15 protein-coding genes are annotated in these 15,911 nt (G+C 47.7%); 9 read left to right on the top strand and 6 right to left on the bottom strand.

The window, feature by feature from the left end; translation table 11 throughout:
- Positions 1-49 precede the first annotated feature (49 nt).
- On the bottom strand, positions 50-751 hold the full coding sequence (gene mnmD / locus HNV11_RS00220; protein WP_171737748.1) for a tRNA (5-methylaminomethyl-2-thiouridine)(34)-methyltransferase MnmD: 702 nt from the start codon (positions 749-751) through the stop codon (positions 50-52).
- A gap of 51 nt (positions 752-802) precedes the next feature.
- Here mnmD and HNV11_RS00215 point away from each other — a divergent pair, with 51 nt between their 5' ends.
- Positions 803-1,312 carry a DUF4293 domain-containing protein gene (locus tag HNV11_RS00215; RefSeq protein WP_171737747.1) on the top strand — a complete coding sequence of 170 codons (510 nt, stop codon included), beginning with the start codon at positions 803-805 and terminating at the stop codon, positions 1,310-1,312.
- Positions 1,313-1,353: 41 nt separating this feature from the next.
- On the opposite strand, the gene HNV11_RS00210 is transcribed toward HNV11_RS00215, so the two are convergent.
- Positions 1,354-1,995 (bottom strand): phosphatase PAP2 family protein, encoded by a 642-nt coding sequence (locus HNV11_RS00210; RefSeq protein ID WP_171737746.1) that lies wholly within the window; start codon positions 1,993-1,995, stop codon positions 1,354-1,356.
- 18 nt (positions 1,996-2,013) lie between these two features.
- A complete protein-coding gene (locus HNV11_RS00205; protein WP_171737745.1) occupies positions 2,014-2,490 on the bottom strand; it encodes a gliding motility lipoprotein GldH in 477 nt (158 codons plus the stop codon).
- A 105-nt stretch (positions 2,491-2,595) separates the two neighbouring features.
- Here HNV11_RS00205 and HNV11_RS00200 point away from each other — a divergent pair, with 105 nt between their 5' ends.
- Positions 2,596-2,958: a BlaI/MecI/CopY family transcriptional regulator gene (locus tag HNV11_RS00200; protein ID WP_171737744.1), complete on the top strand. Its 363-nt coding sequence runs from the start codon at positions 2,596-2,598 to the stop codon at positions 2,956-2,958.
- Positions 2,959-3,085: 127 nt separating this feature from the next.
- Positions 3,086-3,574: a hypothetical protein gene (locus HNV11_RS00195; protein ID WP_171737743.1), complete on the top strand. Its 489-nt coding sequence runs from the start codon at positions 3,086-3,088 to the stop codon at positions 3,572-3,574.
- A 43-nt stretch (positions 3,575-3,617) separates the two neighbouring features.
- On the opposite strand, the gene HNV11_RS00190 is transcribed toward HNV11_RS00195, so the two are convergent.
- The 3 genes from HNV11_RS00190 to recQ form a co-directional block, all read right to left on the bottom strand.
- Positions 3,618-4,814 (bottom strand): PSP1 domain-containing protein, encoded by a 1,197-nt coding sequence (locus HNV11_RS00190; RefSeq protein WP_240163664.1) that lies wholly within the window; start codon positions 4,812-4,814, stop codon positions 3,618-3,620.
- 95 nt (positions 4,815-4,909) lie between these two features.
- Positions 4,910-6,196, bottom strand: coding sequence for a phosphoribosylamine--glycine ligase (gene purD / locus HNV11_RS00185; protein ID WP_171737742.1), 1,287 nt, complete (start codon positions 6,194-6,196; stop codon positions 4,910-4,912).
- Positions 6,197-6,287: 91 nt separating this feature from the next.
- On the bottom strand, positions 6,288-8,498 hold the full coding sequence (recQ, locus tag HNV11_RS00180; protein WP_171737741.1) for a DNA helicase RecQ: 2,211 nt from the start codon (positions 8,496-8,498) through the stop codon (positions 6,288-6,290).
- Between the two features lie 107 nt (positions 8,499-8,605).
- On the opposite strand from recQ, the gene HNV11_RS00175 reads away from it, so the two are divergent.
- The 6 genes from HNV11_RS00175 (at position 8,606) to HNV11_RS00150 (ending at position 15,834) form a co-directional block, all read left to right on the top strand.
- Entirely contained in the window at positions 8,606-9,574 is a 969-nt protein-coding gene (locus HNV11_RS00175) for a KpsF/GutQ family sugar-phosphate isomerase (protein ID WP_171737740.1), read from the top strand.
- A 381-nt stretch (positions 9,575-9,955) separates the two neighbouring features.
- The gene (locus HNV11_RS00170; RefSeq protein WP_171737739.1) at positions 9,956-10,471 is read left to right on the top strand and encodes an RNA polymerase sigma factor; all 516 of its coding nucleotides are present in this window, start codon (positions 9,956-9,958) and stop codon (positions 10,469-10,471) included.
- Positions 10,472-10,685: 214 nt separating this feature from the next.
- On the top strand, positions 10,686-12,158 hold the full coding sequence (locus tag HNV11_RS00165; protein ID WP_171737738.1) for a phytoene desaturase family protein: 1,473 nt from the start codon (positions 10,686-10,688) through the stop codon (positions 12,156-12,158).
- 109 nt (positions 12,159-12,267) lie between these two features.
- Positions 12,268-13,104: a phytoene/squalene synthase family protein gene (locus tag HNV11_RS00160; protein WP_171737737.1), complete on the top strand. Its 837-nt coding sequence runs from the start codon at positions 12,268-12,270 to the stop codon at positions 13,102-13,104.
- 106 nt (positions 13,105-13,210) lie between these two features.
- Positions 13,211-14,701: an Asp-tRNA(Asn)/Glu-tRNA(Gln) amidotransferase subunit GatB gene (gatB, locus tag HNV11_RS00155; RefSeq protein WP_171737736.1), complete on the top strand. Its 1,491-nt coding sequence runs from the start codon at positions 13,211-13,213 to the stop codon at positions 14,699-14,701.
- The gene (locus HNV11_RS00150) at positions 14,698-15,834 is read left to right on the top strand and encodes a TlpA disulfide reductase family protein (RefSeq protein ID WP_171737735.1); all 1,137 of its coding nucleotides are present in this window, start codon (positions 14,698-14,700) and stop codon (positions 15,832-15,834) included. The genes gatB and HNV11_RS00150 overlap by 4 nt, the downstream gene beginning before the upstream one ends.
- Positions 15,835-15,911 lie beyond the last annotated feature (77 nt).

Genomic DNA, 15,911 nt, shown 5'->3' with positions numbered 1-15,911 from the left:
ATAACGCAGCAACGCGGATAAAATTAGCGCAATCGGCCAGGATAAATCATTAAAAAATAGGGGAAGCCAGACTCCCCGGCCTACCCGGCTTAACAGCCCGTAAGATATCCCGCTTATGGAGCGGACCCGGATGCTTTTCAACGGTTAATCCGGCGGCTCGCATATTCCGCTGAACGTAACTCCTGGAGCAATAGGTCGTTAGCATGCCACCTTCATACAGCCAGTCGGCCAGTTGTTTAAAAATTTCTGGTTCCCATAGCTCCGGTTGAGCGGTCGGCGCAAAGGCATCGTAATAAATCAGGTGAAAGCGTTCTCTAGGCCAATAGGTTTGTATGGTTTCTTCCACCTTGATTAACGTAAAGAATGGATTAATTAAAATGCTCTGATTCCAGGCGGACATATGGAGCTGTTCCAGATAATTTGTTCCCAAAAACTGGTCATAATTTAATTGCCGGGCGTCTTCCAATGGCATAGGATACGCATCAATAGCGGTGTAGCGAACAGACCGTTGGTGAGTCTGGGCTTCGCGAGCAGTTAATAAGGCGTTCAGGCCAGTGCCAAAGCCCATCTCAAAAATATGAAGATCGCAATCAGAGAATCTTTTGAAAGCTTCCAGCAAACCCAGTTCAATATACACCCGCTGCGACTCCTGATAAGCGCCGTGAATGGAATGATACGTTTTACTCAGTGCCTGATTAACGGCGGTATGTGACCCGTCGGCAGTTACCACCAGTCGCACATCTGCTTTCATAATTTATCGGTTTTAGGCTACTTTTGCGCACCAAAAACACAGCTTTCACTAATGATTCAACGCGTTCAAACCATATTTTTGTTTCTTATTGTTGTCGCTATGGGCGTTGCTCTGGCAAACCCTCTCTGGGAAAAAGCCGGATCGCAGCCGTCTGAGATGGCTTATATGACCGCCCTGCAATACAGTCAGCAGGAAACGGTTCCTCAACAGGCGGGCGTTCCTGTTCAGCAGAGCTCGACTACTGTTATTACCAGTCTCTGGTATCTTGGCTTGTTAATCGGTCTGGTGGCGCTGTCATCTATTTATGCCATTTTTCAATACCGTAACCGTCTGACACAAACGGCTCTGTGTGCTGTAAACGCGCTGATGCTAACCGCAATCATGGGGATTATTCTGTACCGGACATTATACGCGGGTAAGGAATTTGGGAACTCTGCAGACCAGGGCAGCTTCCTGTTAGGCTTCTATGCAATTATAGCGGCCTTGGTATTTAATGCGCTGGCGAATCGTTTTATCCGGCGTGACGAAAAGCTGGTGCGCGGTTCAGACCGGCTCCGGTAGAAGTGTTGTTTTAGAAGTCGCGGTTGTGGCCAGTTTATAGGCTATAACCGCGATTCTTTGTTTTCGGACGGGTATACCCATCGCCTGAGGGACAGGTAGATAAGAACCGACGCAGTTGTACCAACCAGAGAACCAACGTAAGCATCCTCCACAAAATGCTGGAACAGATACACCCGTGAATAGCCCGTCAGGACAGCCAATACAACAAAAAACCAGCCTCGTCCTTTACGTTCATCAATAAATGCCAGCAAACTGAACAAGGCAAAAGCTGACGTTGTGTGACCCGAAGGAAAGCTATTGTAGCTGTAAATATTCAGCCCTTTGATGATATGGTATTGATAAGTTGAGTGCTCGAAAAATTTCAATGGCCGCAGGCGCTCAGGGAACACAATAGTTTTCAGAAAGAGCGAGGTCAGCGAGGATAGGCCAAAACTGGCAAAGGCCATAAAGCCTACGCGCCGGTTATAAATCAGCAGAATAATACAGACGATAACAAAAAACGCACCATCACCGAGATACGTGGCATAGGTAAAGAAAACGTCGGCGGTGGAGCTATTGCGAAAATTAACCCATTGCATCAGCATCTCCTGGGAATAACATAGCTGTAAAAACCCAACCACGACTAAGCCCAGAGCATATAGCGCAAAAAAAAGACGATTTTTCTGAAGAACGTCGATCAGCATTCAGAGTAAATAATCAAATTAATTGGCGGGCACCGCTTTTTCAACGGCGATACCAACGCTCAGGATGTTTAAAAGTGGGTCCTGACGCATATACTGCCGAATTTCCATGGTGTATTTACCCGGTTTAGGAAACCGATAGTTTCGCTTCATCAGAAACTTATGATCGAACAGGTCACCCAATCCCTCGCCGTTTGGTTTACCGCTTTTAGGGTCCATCAGAATCAGTTCGTCCAATCGGGATTCGAGCTGCCGGCCGCTGGAATCGCGGAGGTAACGGGTCAGATACAGATTGTAATACCCATACGAAAGACTATTGCGCAGGTTATAATAGATGTTATACGGCACTGACGCATCTTTTATCTCGAAGGTGAACGATGGCGCATTCTTGATATACCATTTGCCGTCCTCAATATCCGTGTATTCGTTGTAAACCGTGTTTGTTTCGCAGCCAAGGGTCAGCAAAACGAGACTTATCAGCAATCCTAGTTGTTTCATACTTACCCGAAATGTCTGCAAAGCTACGACCGGCTGGTTGGCTTTTCAAACGACAAAAATGACAGGAATCGTTTCTAAACGATAAAAATAGTTTAGGTTTGCCCTATGGAAAAGTTAACGGCCAAAGAAGAAGAAGTGATGCAGGTCCTGTGGAAAATGGAACCGTGCTACGTAAAAGATATGGTTCCTGAGTTTACAAATCCGCCCCTGCATTATAACACCGTTTCTACAATCGTTCGCAACCTGGAAGAAAAGGGGTATGTTGGTCACCGGGCGTATGGAAACACGCACGAGTACTACGCTGTAGTAGCGAAGGAAGATTATCAGAACCGGTTCGTGCTCAAAAAAGTCGTGAGCGAGTATTTCGACAACTCGTACAAAAACCTGGTCAGCTACTTTGCTCAGCATGAAAAGATATCGGCAGATGAACTCAGAGAGATTCTGGCGATGATCGAACAGAAGAAGTAAGGCGTTAATACCAGCGTTTAATGACCAAAGCTACGTTCGTACAATAATTTACGGTACCGGTTGTGTATATCAGTTTAAACGTAGACGATCGTTCTGTATCTAAGGATTGGTTACTAACCTTAACGATATGAACAATCTGCACCGATTACTCCTTTGCCTCACATCAACGCTTCTGGGCCTTGTTTCCGCCTATACCAGTCCGTCGGATAATGTATCGCTTATACATTCAGCTAATGTGAGCTTGATGAATTACGCATCGGCCGATACAACTCTGCCTCCTCGCTCGGCGGCAAAAACAGTATCGCGGCAGGCACATGCTCCGATTATTCTGCCTGGTACGCGACTGGACACTTCTTTTAGCAAGCTACCTGCCCAAAGCCCGGCTGTTGGTAAAGCAGCCCCAGTCTGGCTCCGTAGTAAGGTGAAAGGTTCGCCCATGTATATCGTTGATGGAAAAGCCGCAACAGCTAAGCAATTATGTCTGCTAAAACAACGGGAGATCGCTTCTGTAAACGTATTAGACGGCTTGAAAGCAGCGCAGCTTTACGGTAGGAATGCCCGTAATGGTATGGTCATCATCACGACTAAAGCTGGCATTCGGCCAAAGAACGAATGAGTTAACAAAAACAAACCCCGGCCAGATTTGGCCGGGGTTTGTTTTAAAGAGTTTTTCCATTCGGATTAGGCTTCGGTACAGCGTTACCTGTTCCTTTAGCTTTTTTCTTTTTCTTCTTCACGCTCCGGGTGGCATACTTAGCATCCAGCTTTTGTAGATCGCTATTGAGCGCAGCCGCTGTAACCGGTTCTTTCTCACCGATTGGCGTTAGCACATCAAACGACTCCGGAATGATGCCTTTTTTATTAAGCTCAACAATTTCCAGGACTCGTTCAATGGGCAACGGATGCCAGGTACTCTCGGTACCGTACCCAAACCACATTAGCTTTCGAAAGATATCCGTCTTTTGCAGCCACGCCCGGCCCTTCTGGGTTTCGAGCGGTTTTTCAATCGTCGGGATGTCGCGCAGCGCATCGATGTACGTGTCCAGTTCATAGTTCAGGCAGCATTTCAAACGTCCGCACTGGCCCGACAACTTGGCTGGATTCAGCGACAGGTTCTGATACCGGGCTGCCGACGTAGCAATATTCTTGAAGTCAGTCAACCACGTAGAGCAGCACAACTCCCGCCCACAGGAACCGATTCCACCCAGCCGACCCGCTTCCTGCCGCAGGCTAATCTGCCGCATTTCAATCCGAACCTTAAACTCACTGGCCAGCATTTTGATCAGTTCCCGGAAATCAACACGCTCCTCCGACGAGTAATAAAACGTCGCCTTGGTATTATCCGACTGAAATTCAACGTCAGATAACTTCATGTTCAGCTTCAGCTCGCGAACGATCTCCCGAGAACGATACAGTGCCGGCAAATCGCGAAGAACAGCCTGTTCGTGCCGTTCAAGGTCTTTTGGGGCGGCTATACGATGAATAACTTTCGTATCGTCATTAATCTTGACGCCCCGTTTCTTTATCTGAAGCCGCACTAATTCACCCTGCATCGAAACAGCTCCCAGATGGAAGCCCGACTGCATTTCAACTACTACGTAGTCACCTGTTGTCAGATCAAGCTGATGAACGTTCCGGTAATATTCCTTGCGCCCACCTTTAAACTTTACTTCAACAACGTCATATCGTTTCATACCCGGCATCGCAATATCGCTTAGCCAGTCAAACGAATTCAATTTATTGCAACCTCCGGTGCTGCACCCACCGCTTCCGCAGCCTGCCGTGGCCGTTTTCTGACCATCGGCTGCTCCGCGTTGGGTTCCGCACCCACCGGTCGCACAGGATTTGCAACTCATATGTATGTAGTTATAAAATAATCCGCCATAGCGGTCATAAGGCCGAAAATTAGCTAGTTAATCGTTCTATCTGAACTCTATAACTAATCGCTCACTTAATCTGAGTACCGAATCAGATCAAGCCCTATGTCTTTTCGGTACTGTTTTCCATCAAACTGCACGGTTCGGGCCGCTTCCTGCGACTTCCGAACGGCATTTTCGAGCGAGTTGGCCTGAGCCGTAAGTGCCAGCACTCGCCCACCGTTGGTCAGTACGTCGCCGTTCTGAACCAGCGTTCCAGCATGGAACGCCATCACATCATCCAAACGTTCGAGTTCCGAAATGATTTTACCCTTTTGATAAACATCTGGATAACCACCCGATACAACAACCGTTGTTACGGCGGTCTGGGGCGACACCTGCACCGTAATTTTGTCTAAGTCACCGTCGGCCGTTGCAACCATCAACTCGGCAAAGTCGGTCTGGATGCGCGGCAGCACGACTTCCGTTTCAGGATCACCCATCCGGGCGTTATATTCAATCACAAACGGTTCGTTGTTCACCTTCATCAGGCCGATAAAAATGAACCCCTGATAACGGATACCTTCCTGCTGCAAACCGGCCAGCGTCGGCTTAACAACTTTGTCTTCGACTTTACGTAAGAACGTTTCGTTGGCAAACACTACGGGCGAAACGGCCCCCATTCCACCCGTATTCGGTCCGGTGTCATCTTCACCGATACGTTTGTAATCTTTCGCTTCGGGCAGGATTTTATAATTAACGCCGTCGGTCAGGACAAAAACGGATAACTCAATACCCCGCAGAAACTGCTCAACAACAACTTTACTTCCTGCTTCTCCAAACTTCTGCCCGTCGAGCATGTCCCGCATGGTTTGCTGCGCTTCAGCAGCAGTTCCAGCGATGATCACACCTTTACCGGCCGCTAATCCGTCGGCCTTCAGTACCACAGGTAACGGGTGGTTCGCCAGGTAAGCTAACCCTTCTTTAAGCGTCGTGATTGTAAACGTTTTCGAAGCAGCGGTTGGAATCCCGTAACGAAGCATAAACTGTTTGGAGAAATCTTTACTCCCTTCCAGCTGTGCTCCCTGCGCGTCGGGCCCTACAATCCGCAAAGAAGCGAGGTCCGGCTGCTGCCGCAGAAAATCTACGATTCCTTTTACTAATGGCTCCTCTGGCCCTACAATCAGCAACTCAATCTGATGCATACGGATGGCCTCTGCGATGGCCACAAAGTCCGTATAGGCAATCGGCAGATTAGTTGCTATTGAAGCCGTTCCGGCATTGCCCGGTGCAACAAATACTGTACTACACAACGGGCTTTGCGAAATCTTCCATGCGAAAGCATGTTCGCGTCCACCCGATCCCAGAATTAGAATATTCATTAAAGTTTTCGGCTTCCAGCGTTCAGCTTCCAGTTATCGTTGGCCTTGGTCTGGCCCAACTGAAATGGAAAGCTATAGACTGAAAACTTGTTTAGTTAGCTACTTCCGAGAGGAATTTAATGCGCATCAACCGCAGGTCCTGCTCCGTGAAATCGTCGCCCCCGAACTCCCGCATGGCAACGGCAATATTATCAGTTTCGGCCCGCATGAAATAGTCGAAGATTTCATCCTGCCGATCTTCGTCCATGACCTGATTGATGTAATAGTCGAGGTTCAGGCGCGTACCGGAGTAGCAGATGTGTTCTATCTCTTCCATCAAATCTTCCATCGTAAGCGATTTAGACTCGGCGATTTCGTCTAAATCAACCTTCCGGTCAATCTGCTGAATAATATAGATTTTAACCTTCGACTTATTAACGGTAGACTTGATAACAACGTCTTTAGCCGTTTCAATCTCGTTATCTTCGACGTATTTAGTGATCAGGTCAATAAATGGCCGCCCGAATTTCTGCACCTTACCCATACCGACGCCGTTAATCTGCGCCATTTCTTCGCGGGTAGTCGGGTAAGTGGTAGCCATTTCTTCCAGGGAGGGGTCCTGGAAGATAACGTAAGGCGGCAGGTTCTTTTCCTTCGCTACTTTCTTTCGCAGCGCTTTCAACAGACCCAGCAACTCTTCATCATAAGCCGCCCCGCCCGATGAGGGTGCCGAATCCTTATCCTCCTCCTCTTTCTGATCAACCTCCTGCTGATCGTAATTGTGATCCTTCGAAAGCGAAATAGGGTATGGATCTTCGATGTAGTTCATACCCCGTTGCGTCAGTCTCAGAATACCGTAGTTGTCAACATCTTTTTCGAGGTATCCCAGGATCGTGATCTGCTTGATCAGAGAGCACCAAAAGCCACAGTCTTCGTTAAACTCGCGACCTTTACCGTAAACGGCCAGGCGGTCGTGTTCATAGCTGGTTACGTACTGGTTGCCCGTTGCCGTCAGCACATCGGCCAGGTGATTGACATCAAAGCGCTGATCGGTTTGTAATACCGTCTGCAGGGCCAGAACAACTTCGTGCTGTGCCTTAAATTTTTCAGTTGGCTTTACGCAGTTGTCGCAAAACCCGCAGTCCTTATCCAGATACTCCCCAAAATAACCCAGCAACTGACGACGGCGGCATAGGCCAAGGTTGGCGTAAGATACCATTTCGGTAAGCAGGTGTTTGGCATTATCGCGCTCGGTAACGGGTTTATCCTTGTTGAACTTTTCCAGTTTAACAATGTCGTCATAGCTATAAAACATGACGCAGTTGCCTTCCAGTCCGTCGCGCCCCGCGCGGCCCGTTTCCTGGTAATAGCCTTCCAGCGACTTTGGCGCATCGTAGTGGATCACAAACCGGACGTCGGGCTTGTCGATCCCCATTCCAAAAGCAATAGTTGCGCAGATGACGTCGACATCTTCATTCAGAAACGCGTCCTGGTTGCTCATTCGGGTTTGAGGGTCCAAACCGGCATGATACGGCAGCGCCTTAACATCATTAACATTCAGCAACTCCGCAATCTCTTCGACTGTCTTGCGGCTCAGGCAGTACACGATACCTGACTTGCCTTTATTCTGCTTGATGTATTTGATGAGTTGCTTTTTGGCGTCAACTTTAGGCTTTATCTCGTAGTAAAGGTTTTTGCGATTGAACGACGTTTTATACAGGTCGGCCTCTTCCATCTGCAGGTTTTTCTGAATGTCCTGCTGAACTTTGGGCGTTGCGGTGGCGGTCAGCGCAATAACGGGTAAATCGCCAATGTTATCTACTATACCCCGGATTTTACGGTACTCCGGCCGGAAGTCATGCCCCCATTCCGATATACAGTGAGCCTCGTCAATGGCAACGAATGAGATATTGGCTTTCTTCAAAAAATCCAAATTCTCTTCTTTCGTAAGCGACTCGGGCGCTATATAAAGTAACTTAAGTGAACCACTGAGTGTATCTTTCTTAACCTTATTCATTTCGGCCTTCGAAAGAGTTGAATTCAGGAATTGCGCGTTGATACCAAAGGCATTTAACTGATCAACCTGATTCTTCATGAGCGCAATCAGGGGCGAAATAACAATCGCAGTGCCCTCACTAACAATAGCAGGCAGTTGATAACACAACGATTTACCCGCGCCCGTAGGCATAATAACGAACGTATTACGGCCCGCCAGAATGCTGTGAATAATCGCTTCCTGATCGCCCCGGAACTGACTGAATCCGAATATTTCTTTTAGCCGCTCTTTGAGGGTCACATGGACCTTCTGATCAACCTGCATCATTCTACAAATCGTACAAAAGTTACTTTACTCTGTTTGCTTGCCGTATCTTTGTTCTATAAAGTTAGCGAATATACGCAGCAAACTATTCTTCATTGTTAAAAGTGAACTTGAAAGTAGTAAAAAATCCCAAAACCATTGCCCGCTCTGTCTTGATTGCCGAAGCGGATGCTGTCCGTCGGGCGGTTGATCTGCTGGATGACGACTTCAACGAAATTGTTGATACAATCCTTTATTCAACGGGTCGGCTGGTTGTTACGGGGGTTGGCAAGAGCGCGCTGATTGGACAGAAAATTGTAGCTACGCTCAATTCAACTGGTACTCCCGCGCTGTTTATGCACGCAGCCGATGCTATTCATGGCGACCTGGGCATGATTCAGGATAATGACGTCGTCCTGCTCATTTCTAAAAGCGGAAACACGGCCGAGATAAAAGTTTTACTTCCGCTGTTAAAGCGAACCAGCGTCAAATTAATAGCGCTCGTCAGTGACCGGGAGTCGTACCTGGCTCGTCATGCCGACTATGTATTGCATGCTTACGTTGAGCGGGAAGCCGATCCTATGAATCTGGCACCTACAACTAGCACTACGGTTGCCCTCGCACTTGGTGACGCGCTGGCCGTTAGTTTGCTGGACAGTCGGGGATTCACCCGGCATGACTTCGCCCGTTATCATCCTGGTGGTTCGCTCGGCAAAAAACTTTACCTAAAAGTGGCCGATATTTTTCCACACAATCAATGTCCTCAGGTAGCGCTGGAAACGTCTGTTCGGGAAGTGATCTTTGAAATTTCGGCCAAGCGGCTTGGCGCAACCGCTGTTGTTGATGAAGGTGGCCTGCTTGCCGGAATCGTAACCGACGGCGATATCCGGCGCATGGCCTATGAGCATGATTCATTCTGGCTGCTATGTGCCCGCGATGTTATGACGTGCTCGCCGGTATGCGTTTCTCCTGAAGATTATGCTGTTGCTGCCCTCCAACTTATGCAGGAGCGAAATATTACCCAGTTACTGGTTGTGGAAGACCGTAGGGTGAAAGGTTTTGTACACCTGCACGATCTGTTAAGAGAAGGTTTGGTATAAGCATTGAGCAAATTCAATAATTTTTATATAACTATTTGATATTCACACACATAGCGTTAAAAATGCTTCTCTATGTTACATTAGCTTCATTACGAAGCTAATGTAACATAGAGAAGCAACTAGGTTTTGTTTAACCAAAAACGGCTAAGCCTCCACAAATTCTACACTTCAGATTCCACATAATGTGGGAAATATTCCACAACTCAATTGGGGAAGTTATGTTTCAAAAATTTTTGGCACTACCCTACATAAATTATAAATGACTGTATATTAGGTGATTATTCAGAATAAACGGCTGAATATTGAGATAAGCGGAATACTGGTTAATTTTTTGTCTAATTGCTGTATAGATTTGATTCAACAAGAAAAACTTAGACAACCATGACCGCGCTCGAATTCACTCATCATATCGGAAAAGTGTCCAAATCGTTGCGCCCTTTTGCGCTTCGGCTCACGAAAGACGTTGAGGATGCTAACGATTTATTACAGGATACGTTGCTGAAAGCTTTTACTAACCGGGATAAATACACCGATGGTACAAATTTGAAGGCATGGTTATACACAATTATGAAAAATACGTTCATCACTAATTATCAGCGGATGGTACGTAAGAATACATTCATCGACACTACTGACAATCTGCATTATATCAACTCGACGGAGAGCAGCACTGATAATCTGGCTTACTCGTCGTTTGCGCAGGATGACATTAACCGGGCTGTAAATGCTCTGGATGATACCTATCGCACTCCATTCATGATGCACTTCCGGGGATTCAAATACCATGAGATTGCTGCGAAACTGGATATCCCTATTGGCACTGTTAAAAACCGGATTCACATTGCCCGGAAAGAATTAAAAGATCAGCTAAAAGTTTACGCACATTATAACGCGTAAGTGAGACTTTTCGACGGATTCTCCGTCTAAAGCATATTGATTGAGTAGTTTTTGGTTAAAAAAGAGGAAGGTTCGAAAAGTTGGATGGGTTTCCGTCCAACTTTTTTTTGTTACAACGAGTTGCTGGAATAGGACCACATCAGGTAAGGTTCATCGTGCTATTAGTTCGATACGTTTAATAGCCTTAGCTGCCTCAGGTCATTACTTTCAGAAAATGCCCCAACGCGTTCTTGTTATTGGTGCCGGGTTTGCCGGCCTAGCCGCTGCGACCAGCCTTGCCGACAAAGGCTATGATGTTACGATTCTCGAAAAAAACAGTACCGCGGGCGGCCGGGCACGCGTGTTTCAGGCAGAAGGGTTTACGTTCGATATGGGGCCAAGCTGGTACTGGATGCCCGACATCTTTGAGACGTATTTCGCCCGCTTTGGTGAAAAACCGTCTGATTATTATAACCTAGTTCGGTTAGACCCTTCGTACTCAGTCATTTTCGGACCAGATGAAGCGGTTAACTTACCAGCCGGGCTGGAAAATATAGAAGCTTTATTCGAACAGCTCGAACCGGGGAGTGGTCCGCGGTTACGGGAGTTTTTAAGACAGGCCGCCTATAAGTATGATGTTGGGATGAATAACTTCGTCTGGAAGCCCAGCCGCTCAGTTACGGAGTTTTTAAGTTTTAAGCTACTTTATGATGTTACGCGGTTAGATGTCTTTCAATCGTTTGCCAGTCACGTCCGAAAGTTTTTCAAACATCCCCGCTTACTGGAAATCGTTGAATTCCCGGTGCTCTTCCTGGGAGCAACGCCCGAGAATACGCCGGCCATGTATAGCCTGATGAACTATGCCGAGATGACCATGGGGACCTGGTATCCTATGGGCGGTATGCACGAGATTGTGAAGGCAATGGTTCAACTGGCCGAAAAAAAGGGCGTTAAAATTCTGTTGAATCAGTCTGTACGTAAGATCGATATCACAAAAAACTCTGCTAGGCGGGTGATGACCGACCAGGGCATTTTCGAAACGGATGTGGTAGTAGCGGGTGCCGATTATAATCATGTCGAAACAAATCTGGTAGACAGCGCCTACCGTAATTACGATGATGATTACTGGAACAAGCGCGTCATGGCTCCTTCGTCTTTACTGTTTTATTTAGGTGTGAATAAGCATGTACCCCGTTTGCAACATCACAACCTGTTCTTCGACGAAGACTTCAAGCGACATGCACAGGAAATTTACGATACGCCCCGTTGGCCAACCAAACCGCTGTTTTACGCATCGGCCCCTTCTAAAACGGACCCAAGTGTTGCGCCTGAGGGCTGTGAAAACTTATTTCTGCTTATTCCGGTCGCGCCCGGTCTCACTGACGACGACGCTACCCGAGAGCACTATTTTCAGTTGATCATGGACCGGCTTGAGGCTTACGTAGGGGAAGATGTTCGGAGTCATCTCATTTTTAAACGCAGTTACGCCCATCGCGACTTTATAACGGATTATAATGCGTTCCGGGGGAATGCCTATGGACTGGCAAATACACTAAAGCAAACGGCACTTTTAAAACCATCGCTTAAGAACAAAAGGGTAAACAACCTGTTTTACACGGGTCAGCTGACGGTTCCGGGACCGGGCGTACCGCCGTCACTCATATCAGGCCTGGTTGTCGCCGATGAGGTTGCTAAAGAATTTCATTAATTTGTCAATCTAACCCTACGGTCGTCTGCGTTTGGATATTGGTCAGGCAACATCCTTGAATTCCTGAAAAATCAATAAGCAAACGTCCCGCACCTAACCTCTATAGCTTATGATGGCGTTGTTTAACAAGACCGCACTGGAGTGCAGTAAGGTAATAACCGAGCACTACAGTACGTCGTTTACCTTAGGCATTAAGACGCTTGACCGTAAATTTCACTTTCCCATTTACGCCATCTATGGGTTTGTTCGCTACGCTGATGAGATTGTCGATACGTTCCATGATTACGATAAAAAGACCCTTCTGACGCGTTTTAAACATGATACTTATCAGGCAATTGAAGAGGGAATCAGTTTGAATCCAGTACTTCAGTCGTTTCAGCTGGTTGTTCGGGAATATAATATCGAACGTAACCTAATTGAGGCCTTTCTGAAGAGTATGGAAATGGACCTGTACAACCAGGGTTACGATGCGGACGGTTATAATGAATATATTTATGGCTCTGCCGAGGTTGTGGGGCTGATGTGTTTGCGTGTGTTTTGCGAAGGCGACTGCGATGATTTTGAGCGTCTGCGTGAACCAGCCCGCAAGCTTGGTGCGGCTTTCCAGAAGGTGAATTTTCTTCGTGATCTAAAAAGCGATTTTGTAGATCGGGGCCGGACTTATTTTCCCGGCGTGAATATGCAGGACTTTGGGCGAGATGCGAAGACACTGATTGAAAAAGACATTCAGCAGGATTTCGATGAGGCTTATATCGGCATCATGAACCTGCCCCGTGGCGCTCGCATGGGTGTTTATCTGGCTTACACGTATTATCAAACACTGTTTAATAAAATTAAGCAGCTCCCGGCGTCCAAGATTAGGAGCGGACGTATTCGGGTGCCGAATCCTCAGAAAATCGCTTTGCTGGCGCAGACTTATTTAAAATATCGGTTAAACGTTATTTGATTTTAGCTCGTCTTCAGGCGCCCCAGGCTTTAGGCAAACGGGCCTGATTCGGCCTATGCCTTGACTGCTTTTCGCTATCTTTGCTGTAAATTATTAGTTTCTATCAATGGTAGCCGAAGAAACCCTTTCACCGGAAGTGCTGGCCCGGTATGAAGCCGTCGTTGGACTCGAAGTACACTGCCAGCTGCTTACGCAAAGCAAAATCTTCGCGGCCGACGCCAACGCGTTTGGTGCCGATCCCAACACCAATATTAGTGTCATCACTCTTGGGCACCCGGGGACCTTACCTAAGATAAACCGCAAGGCGGTCGAATTCGCCGTTCGGATGGGATTGGCCTGCAACAGCGAAATTACCCGATATAACGTCTTCGCCCGCAAAAATTACTTTTATCCGGATCTGCCCAAGGGCTATCAGCTTTCGCAGGATAAAGGGCCTATATGCGTAGGTGGGGGCGTTTCTATTACCGCTAAACATCCCGAAACCGGACAGTCGTACCAGACAACAATCCAGCTTCACCACATCCACCTCGAAGAAGACGCCGGAAAATCAATTCATGACAGCGATGAGTGGGCTACGCAGCTAGACTATAACCGCGCCGGAACGCCCCTTATCGAAATGGTAACCGAGCCCTGCATCCGCACGGCTGATGAGGCCGGGCAGTATTTAACTGAAGTCCGTCGTCTGGTTCGCTACCTCGACATCTGCGACGGGAATATGGAAGAAGGCTCTTTACGTTGCGATGTAAACGTATCTATCCGGCCTAAAGGGGCGGCCTACCTCGGGACAAAGGTGGAAGTCAAAAATCTGAATTCAATCCGTAACGTAATGCGGGCCGTTGACAGCGAGTTTCGGCGACAGGTTGAGCTAACCGAATCGGGCGGCAGGATTACCCAGGAAACACGCACCTTCGACGCAGCAACCGGTCGTAGTTATGCCATGCGGGAGAAGGAAACGATGAACGATTACCGCTATTTCCCGGACCCTGACCTAACGCCAGTGGTCATTTCGGATGCCTGGCTGGCCGATATTCAGGCCAATATGTCCATGTTACCAGCAGCCCTGTACGAAAAATTCACAACCTTCTACGGCCTGCCCGACTACGATGCAACCCTGCTCACAGATGCCAAAGAGCTGGCTGAATATTACGAGGCTGTCTGCGCCTATACTACCAATTACAAAGCCGCGTCGAACTGGATTATGGGGCCGGTGAAAGGTCAGCTAAATGAAAAAACGTTACGTGATCGACAATTTCCCGTGACTGCTTATCAGTTAGGGGCTTTAATCGCCCTGATCGACGACGGAACCGTTAGTCAGACTGCTGCACAGCAAGTTTTCAATTTACTGGTTAACCAATCTGATGCTAAGCCTGCCAAACTGGCACTGACACATGGTTTGGTTCAAAACCGCAATACAGACGCCCTGCAAACGTTGGTAGAAGAGGTGCTGGCAGCCTGGCCCGATAAGGTCGCACAGTATCAGAAAGGCAAGAAGAATTTAATGGGAATGTTCGTGGGTGAGGTTATGAAGAAGTCGAAAGGCTCGGCCGACCCTAAGTTAGTCAACGAATTGTTAGCGAAGAATTTACAAGCAAAATGAAAAATCTGTTTTGGATCATAATAAGCTGCTTTACGCTTGGCGTAGCCGCCAGCGCACAAACGCCGAAACCATTTACCGTGACGGGTAAGGTCAAGAATGCAACCCCCGGCAGCTATGTATACCTAGAAACGAATGCGCAGCCAACTCGCAAACTTGATTCAACGAAGATTGACGCGAACAATACGTTTACCCTTAGCAGAGAGGTGGCTAACGGTGGTGAGGTTTACGTTCTGAACGTAGGCGGTGGCCAGAAATTAGCCCTGCTGGTTGAGGGCGGTGAAACACTGAACGTTACGGCCGATGGATACCGTATGAACGCTAAAACCGGCCAGGTAGGCCAGGCAACTGTTACGGGTTCCAAAAATATGGAGTATTACGAAAAGCTGATGGCTCTTCGCAATAGTATGGAGACTCGCGTTGCTAACTGGAACAAACAGATGGCGGCTGCGACCGAAAAGAAGGACAATAAAAAGATTGCGCAGATTGAGCAGGAATACACAGTAGCCGAGCAGGAGATTGTCAATAAGGTAAAGGCAATGCTACCCGAAATGGGCACATCGCTGGTATCGCTGTTCGCATTGAACTTCATCAATATTGAAAGCGACTTTCCGATATACGAGGCCCTTGCCCAACGTTTCGAGAAAGAAAATCCCAATAGTCCCCATGCGAAATCGCTGATTGGCCGCGTGGCGCGCATTAGGGGCGTAATGGTCGGTTCGCAGGCTCCCGAGATTGTCCTGAATGACACAACGGGTAAGGCGGTACCGCTTTCTTCGTTACGGGGTAAGTATGTTCTGCTTGATTTCTGGGCGTCCTGGTGCGGCCCCTGCCGGATGGAAAATCCGAACGTGGTCAGAATGTACAACAAGTACAAAGACAAAGGCTTCGCCATCTACAGCGTCTCGCTCGATCAAAGCAAGGACAACTGGACAAAAGCCATTCGTAATGATAACCTGATCTGGACGCACGTTTCTGATTTGAAATACTGGCAGTCGGCTGCAGCCCAACAGTATGGCGTCCAGGCGATTCCGGCTACGTTCCTGCTTGATAAGGACGGTAAGATTATCGCTAAAAACCTGCGGGGCGACGCTTTAGAGCAAAAATTAGAAGAAGTCCTGAAAGGTGGGCAATAGGTTGGTGCTAAGTCATTAGTTTTGTGAGGTCAGGCTTTACAGTCTGACCTCTTTTGTGTTTCACCCACTTACGACCA

Source organism: Spirosoma taeanense, from assembly GCF_013127955.1.
GTDB classification, from domain to species: domain Bacteria; phylum Bacteroidota; class Bacteroidia; order Cytophagales; family Spirosomataceae; genus Spirosoma; species Spirosoma taeanense.
The sequence above is the reverse complement of the archived record's forward strand: the minus strand, read 5'-3'. Positions and strand labels throughout refer to the sequence as shown.

Excerpts from the sequence above, each read along its gene's own strand:
- gatB (WP_171737736.1), top strand. The coding sequence starts at position 13,211 with ATGGTAGCCGAAGAAACCCTTTCACCGGAAGTGCTGGCCCGGTATGAA.
- HNV11_RS00170 (WP_171737739.1), top strand. The coding sequence starts at position 9,956 with ATGACCGCGCTCGAATTCACTCATCATATCGGAAAAGTGTCCAAATCG.
- HNV11_RS00150 (WP_171737735.1), top strand. The coding sequence starts at position 14,698 with ATGAAAAATCTGTTTTGGATCATAATAAGCTGCTTTACGCTTGGCGTA.
- HNV11_RS00210 (WP_171737746.1), bottom strand. The coding sequence starts at position 1,995 with ATGCTGATCGACGTTCTTCAGAAAAATCGTCTTTTTTTTGCGCTATAT.
- HNV11_RS00160 (WP_171737737.1), top strand. The coding sequence starts at position 12,268 with ATGATGGCGTTGTTTAACAAGACCGCACTGGAGTGCAGTAAGGTAATA.
- mnmD (WP_171737748.1), bottom strand. The coding sequence starts at position 751 with ATGAAAGCAGATGTGCGACTGGTGGTAACTGCCGACGGGTCACATACC.
- HNV11_RS00205 (WP_171737745.1), bottom strand. The coding sequence starts at position 2,490 with ATGAAACAACTAGGATTGCTGATAAGTCTCGTTTTGCTGACCCTTGGC.
- HNV11_RS00195 (WP_171737743.1), top strand. The coding sequence starts at position 3,086 with ATGAACAATCTGCACCGATTACTCCTTTGCCTCACATCAACGCTTCTG.
- purD (WP_171737742.1), bottom strand. The coding sequence starts at position 6,196 with ATGAATATTCTAATTCTGGGATCGGGTGGACGCGAACATGCTTTCGCA.
- HNV11_RS00215 (WP_171737747.1), top strand. The coding sequence starts at position 803 with ATGATTCAACGCGTTCAAACCATATTTTTGTTTCTTATTGTTGTCGCT.
- recQ (WP_171737741.1), bottom strand. The coding sequence starts at position 8,498 with ATGATGCAGGTTGATCAGAAGGTCCATGTGACCCTCAAAGAGCGGCTA.
- HNV11_RS00165 (WP_171737738.1), top strand. The coding sequence starts at position 10,686 with ATGCCCCAACGCGTTCTTGTTATTGGTGCCGGGTTTGCCGGCCTAGCC.
- HNV11_RS00200 (WP_171737744.1), top strand. The coding sequence starts at position 2,596 with ATGGAAAAGTTAACGGCCAAAGAAGAAGAAGTGATGCAGGTCCTGTGG.
- HNV11_RS00190 (WP_240163664.1), bottom strand. The coding sequence starts at position 4,814 with ATGAGTTGCAAATCCTGTGCGACCGGTGGGTGCGGAACCCAACGCGGA.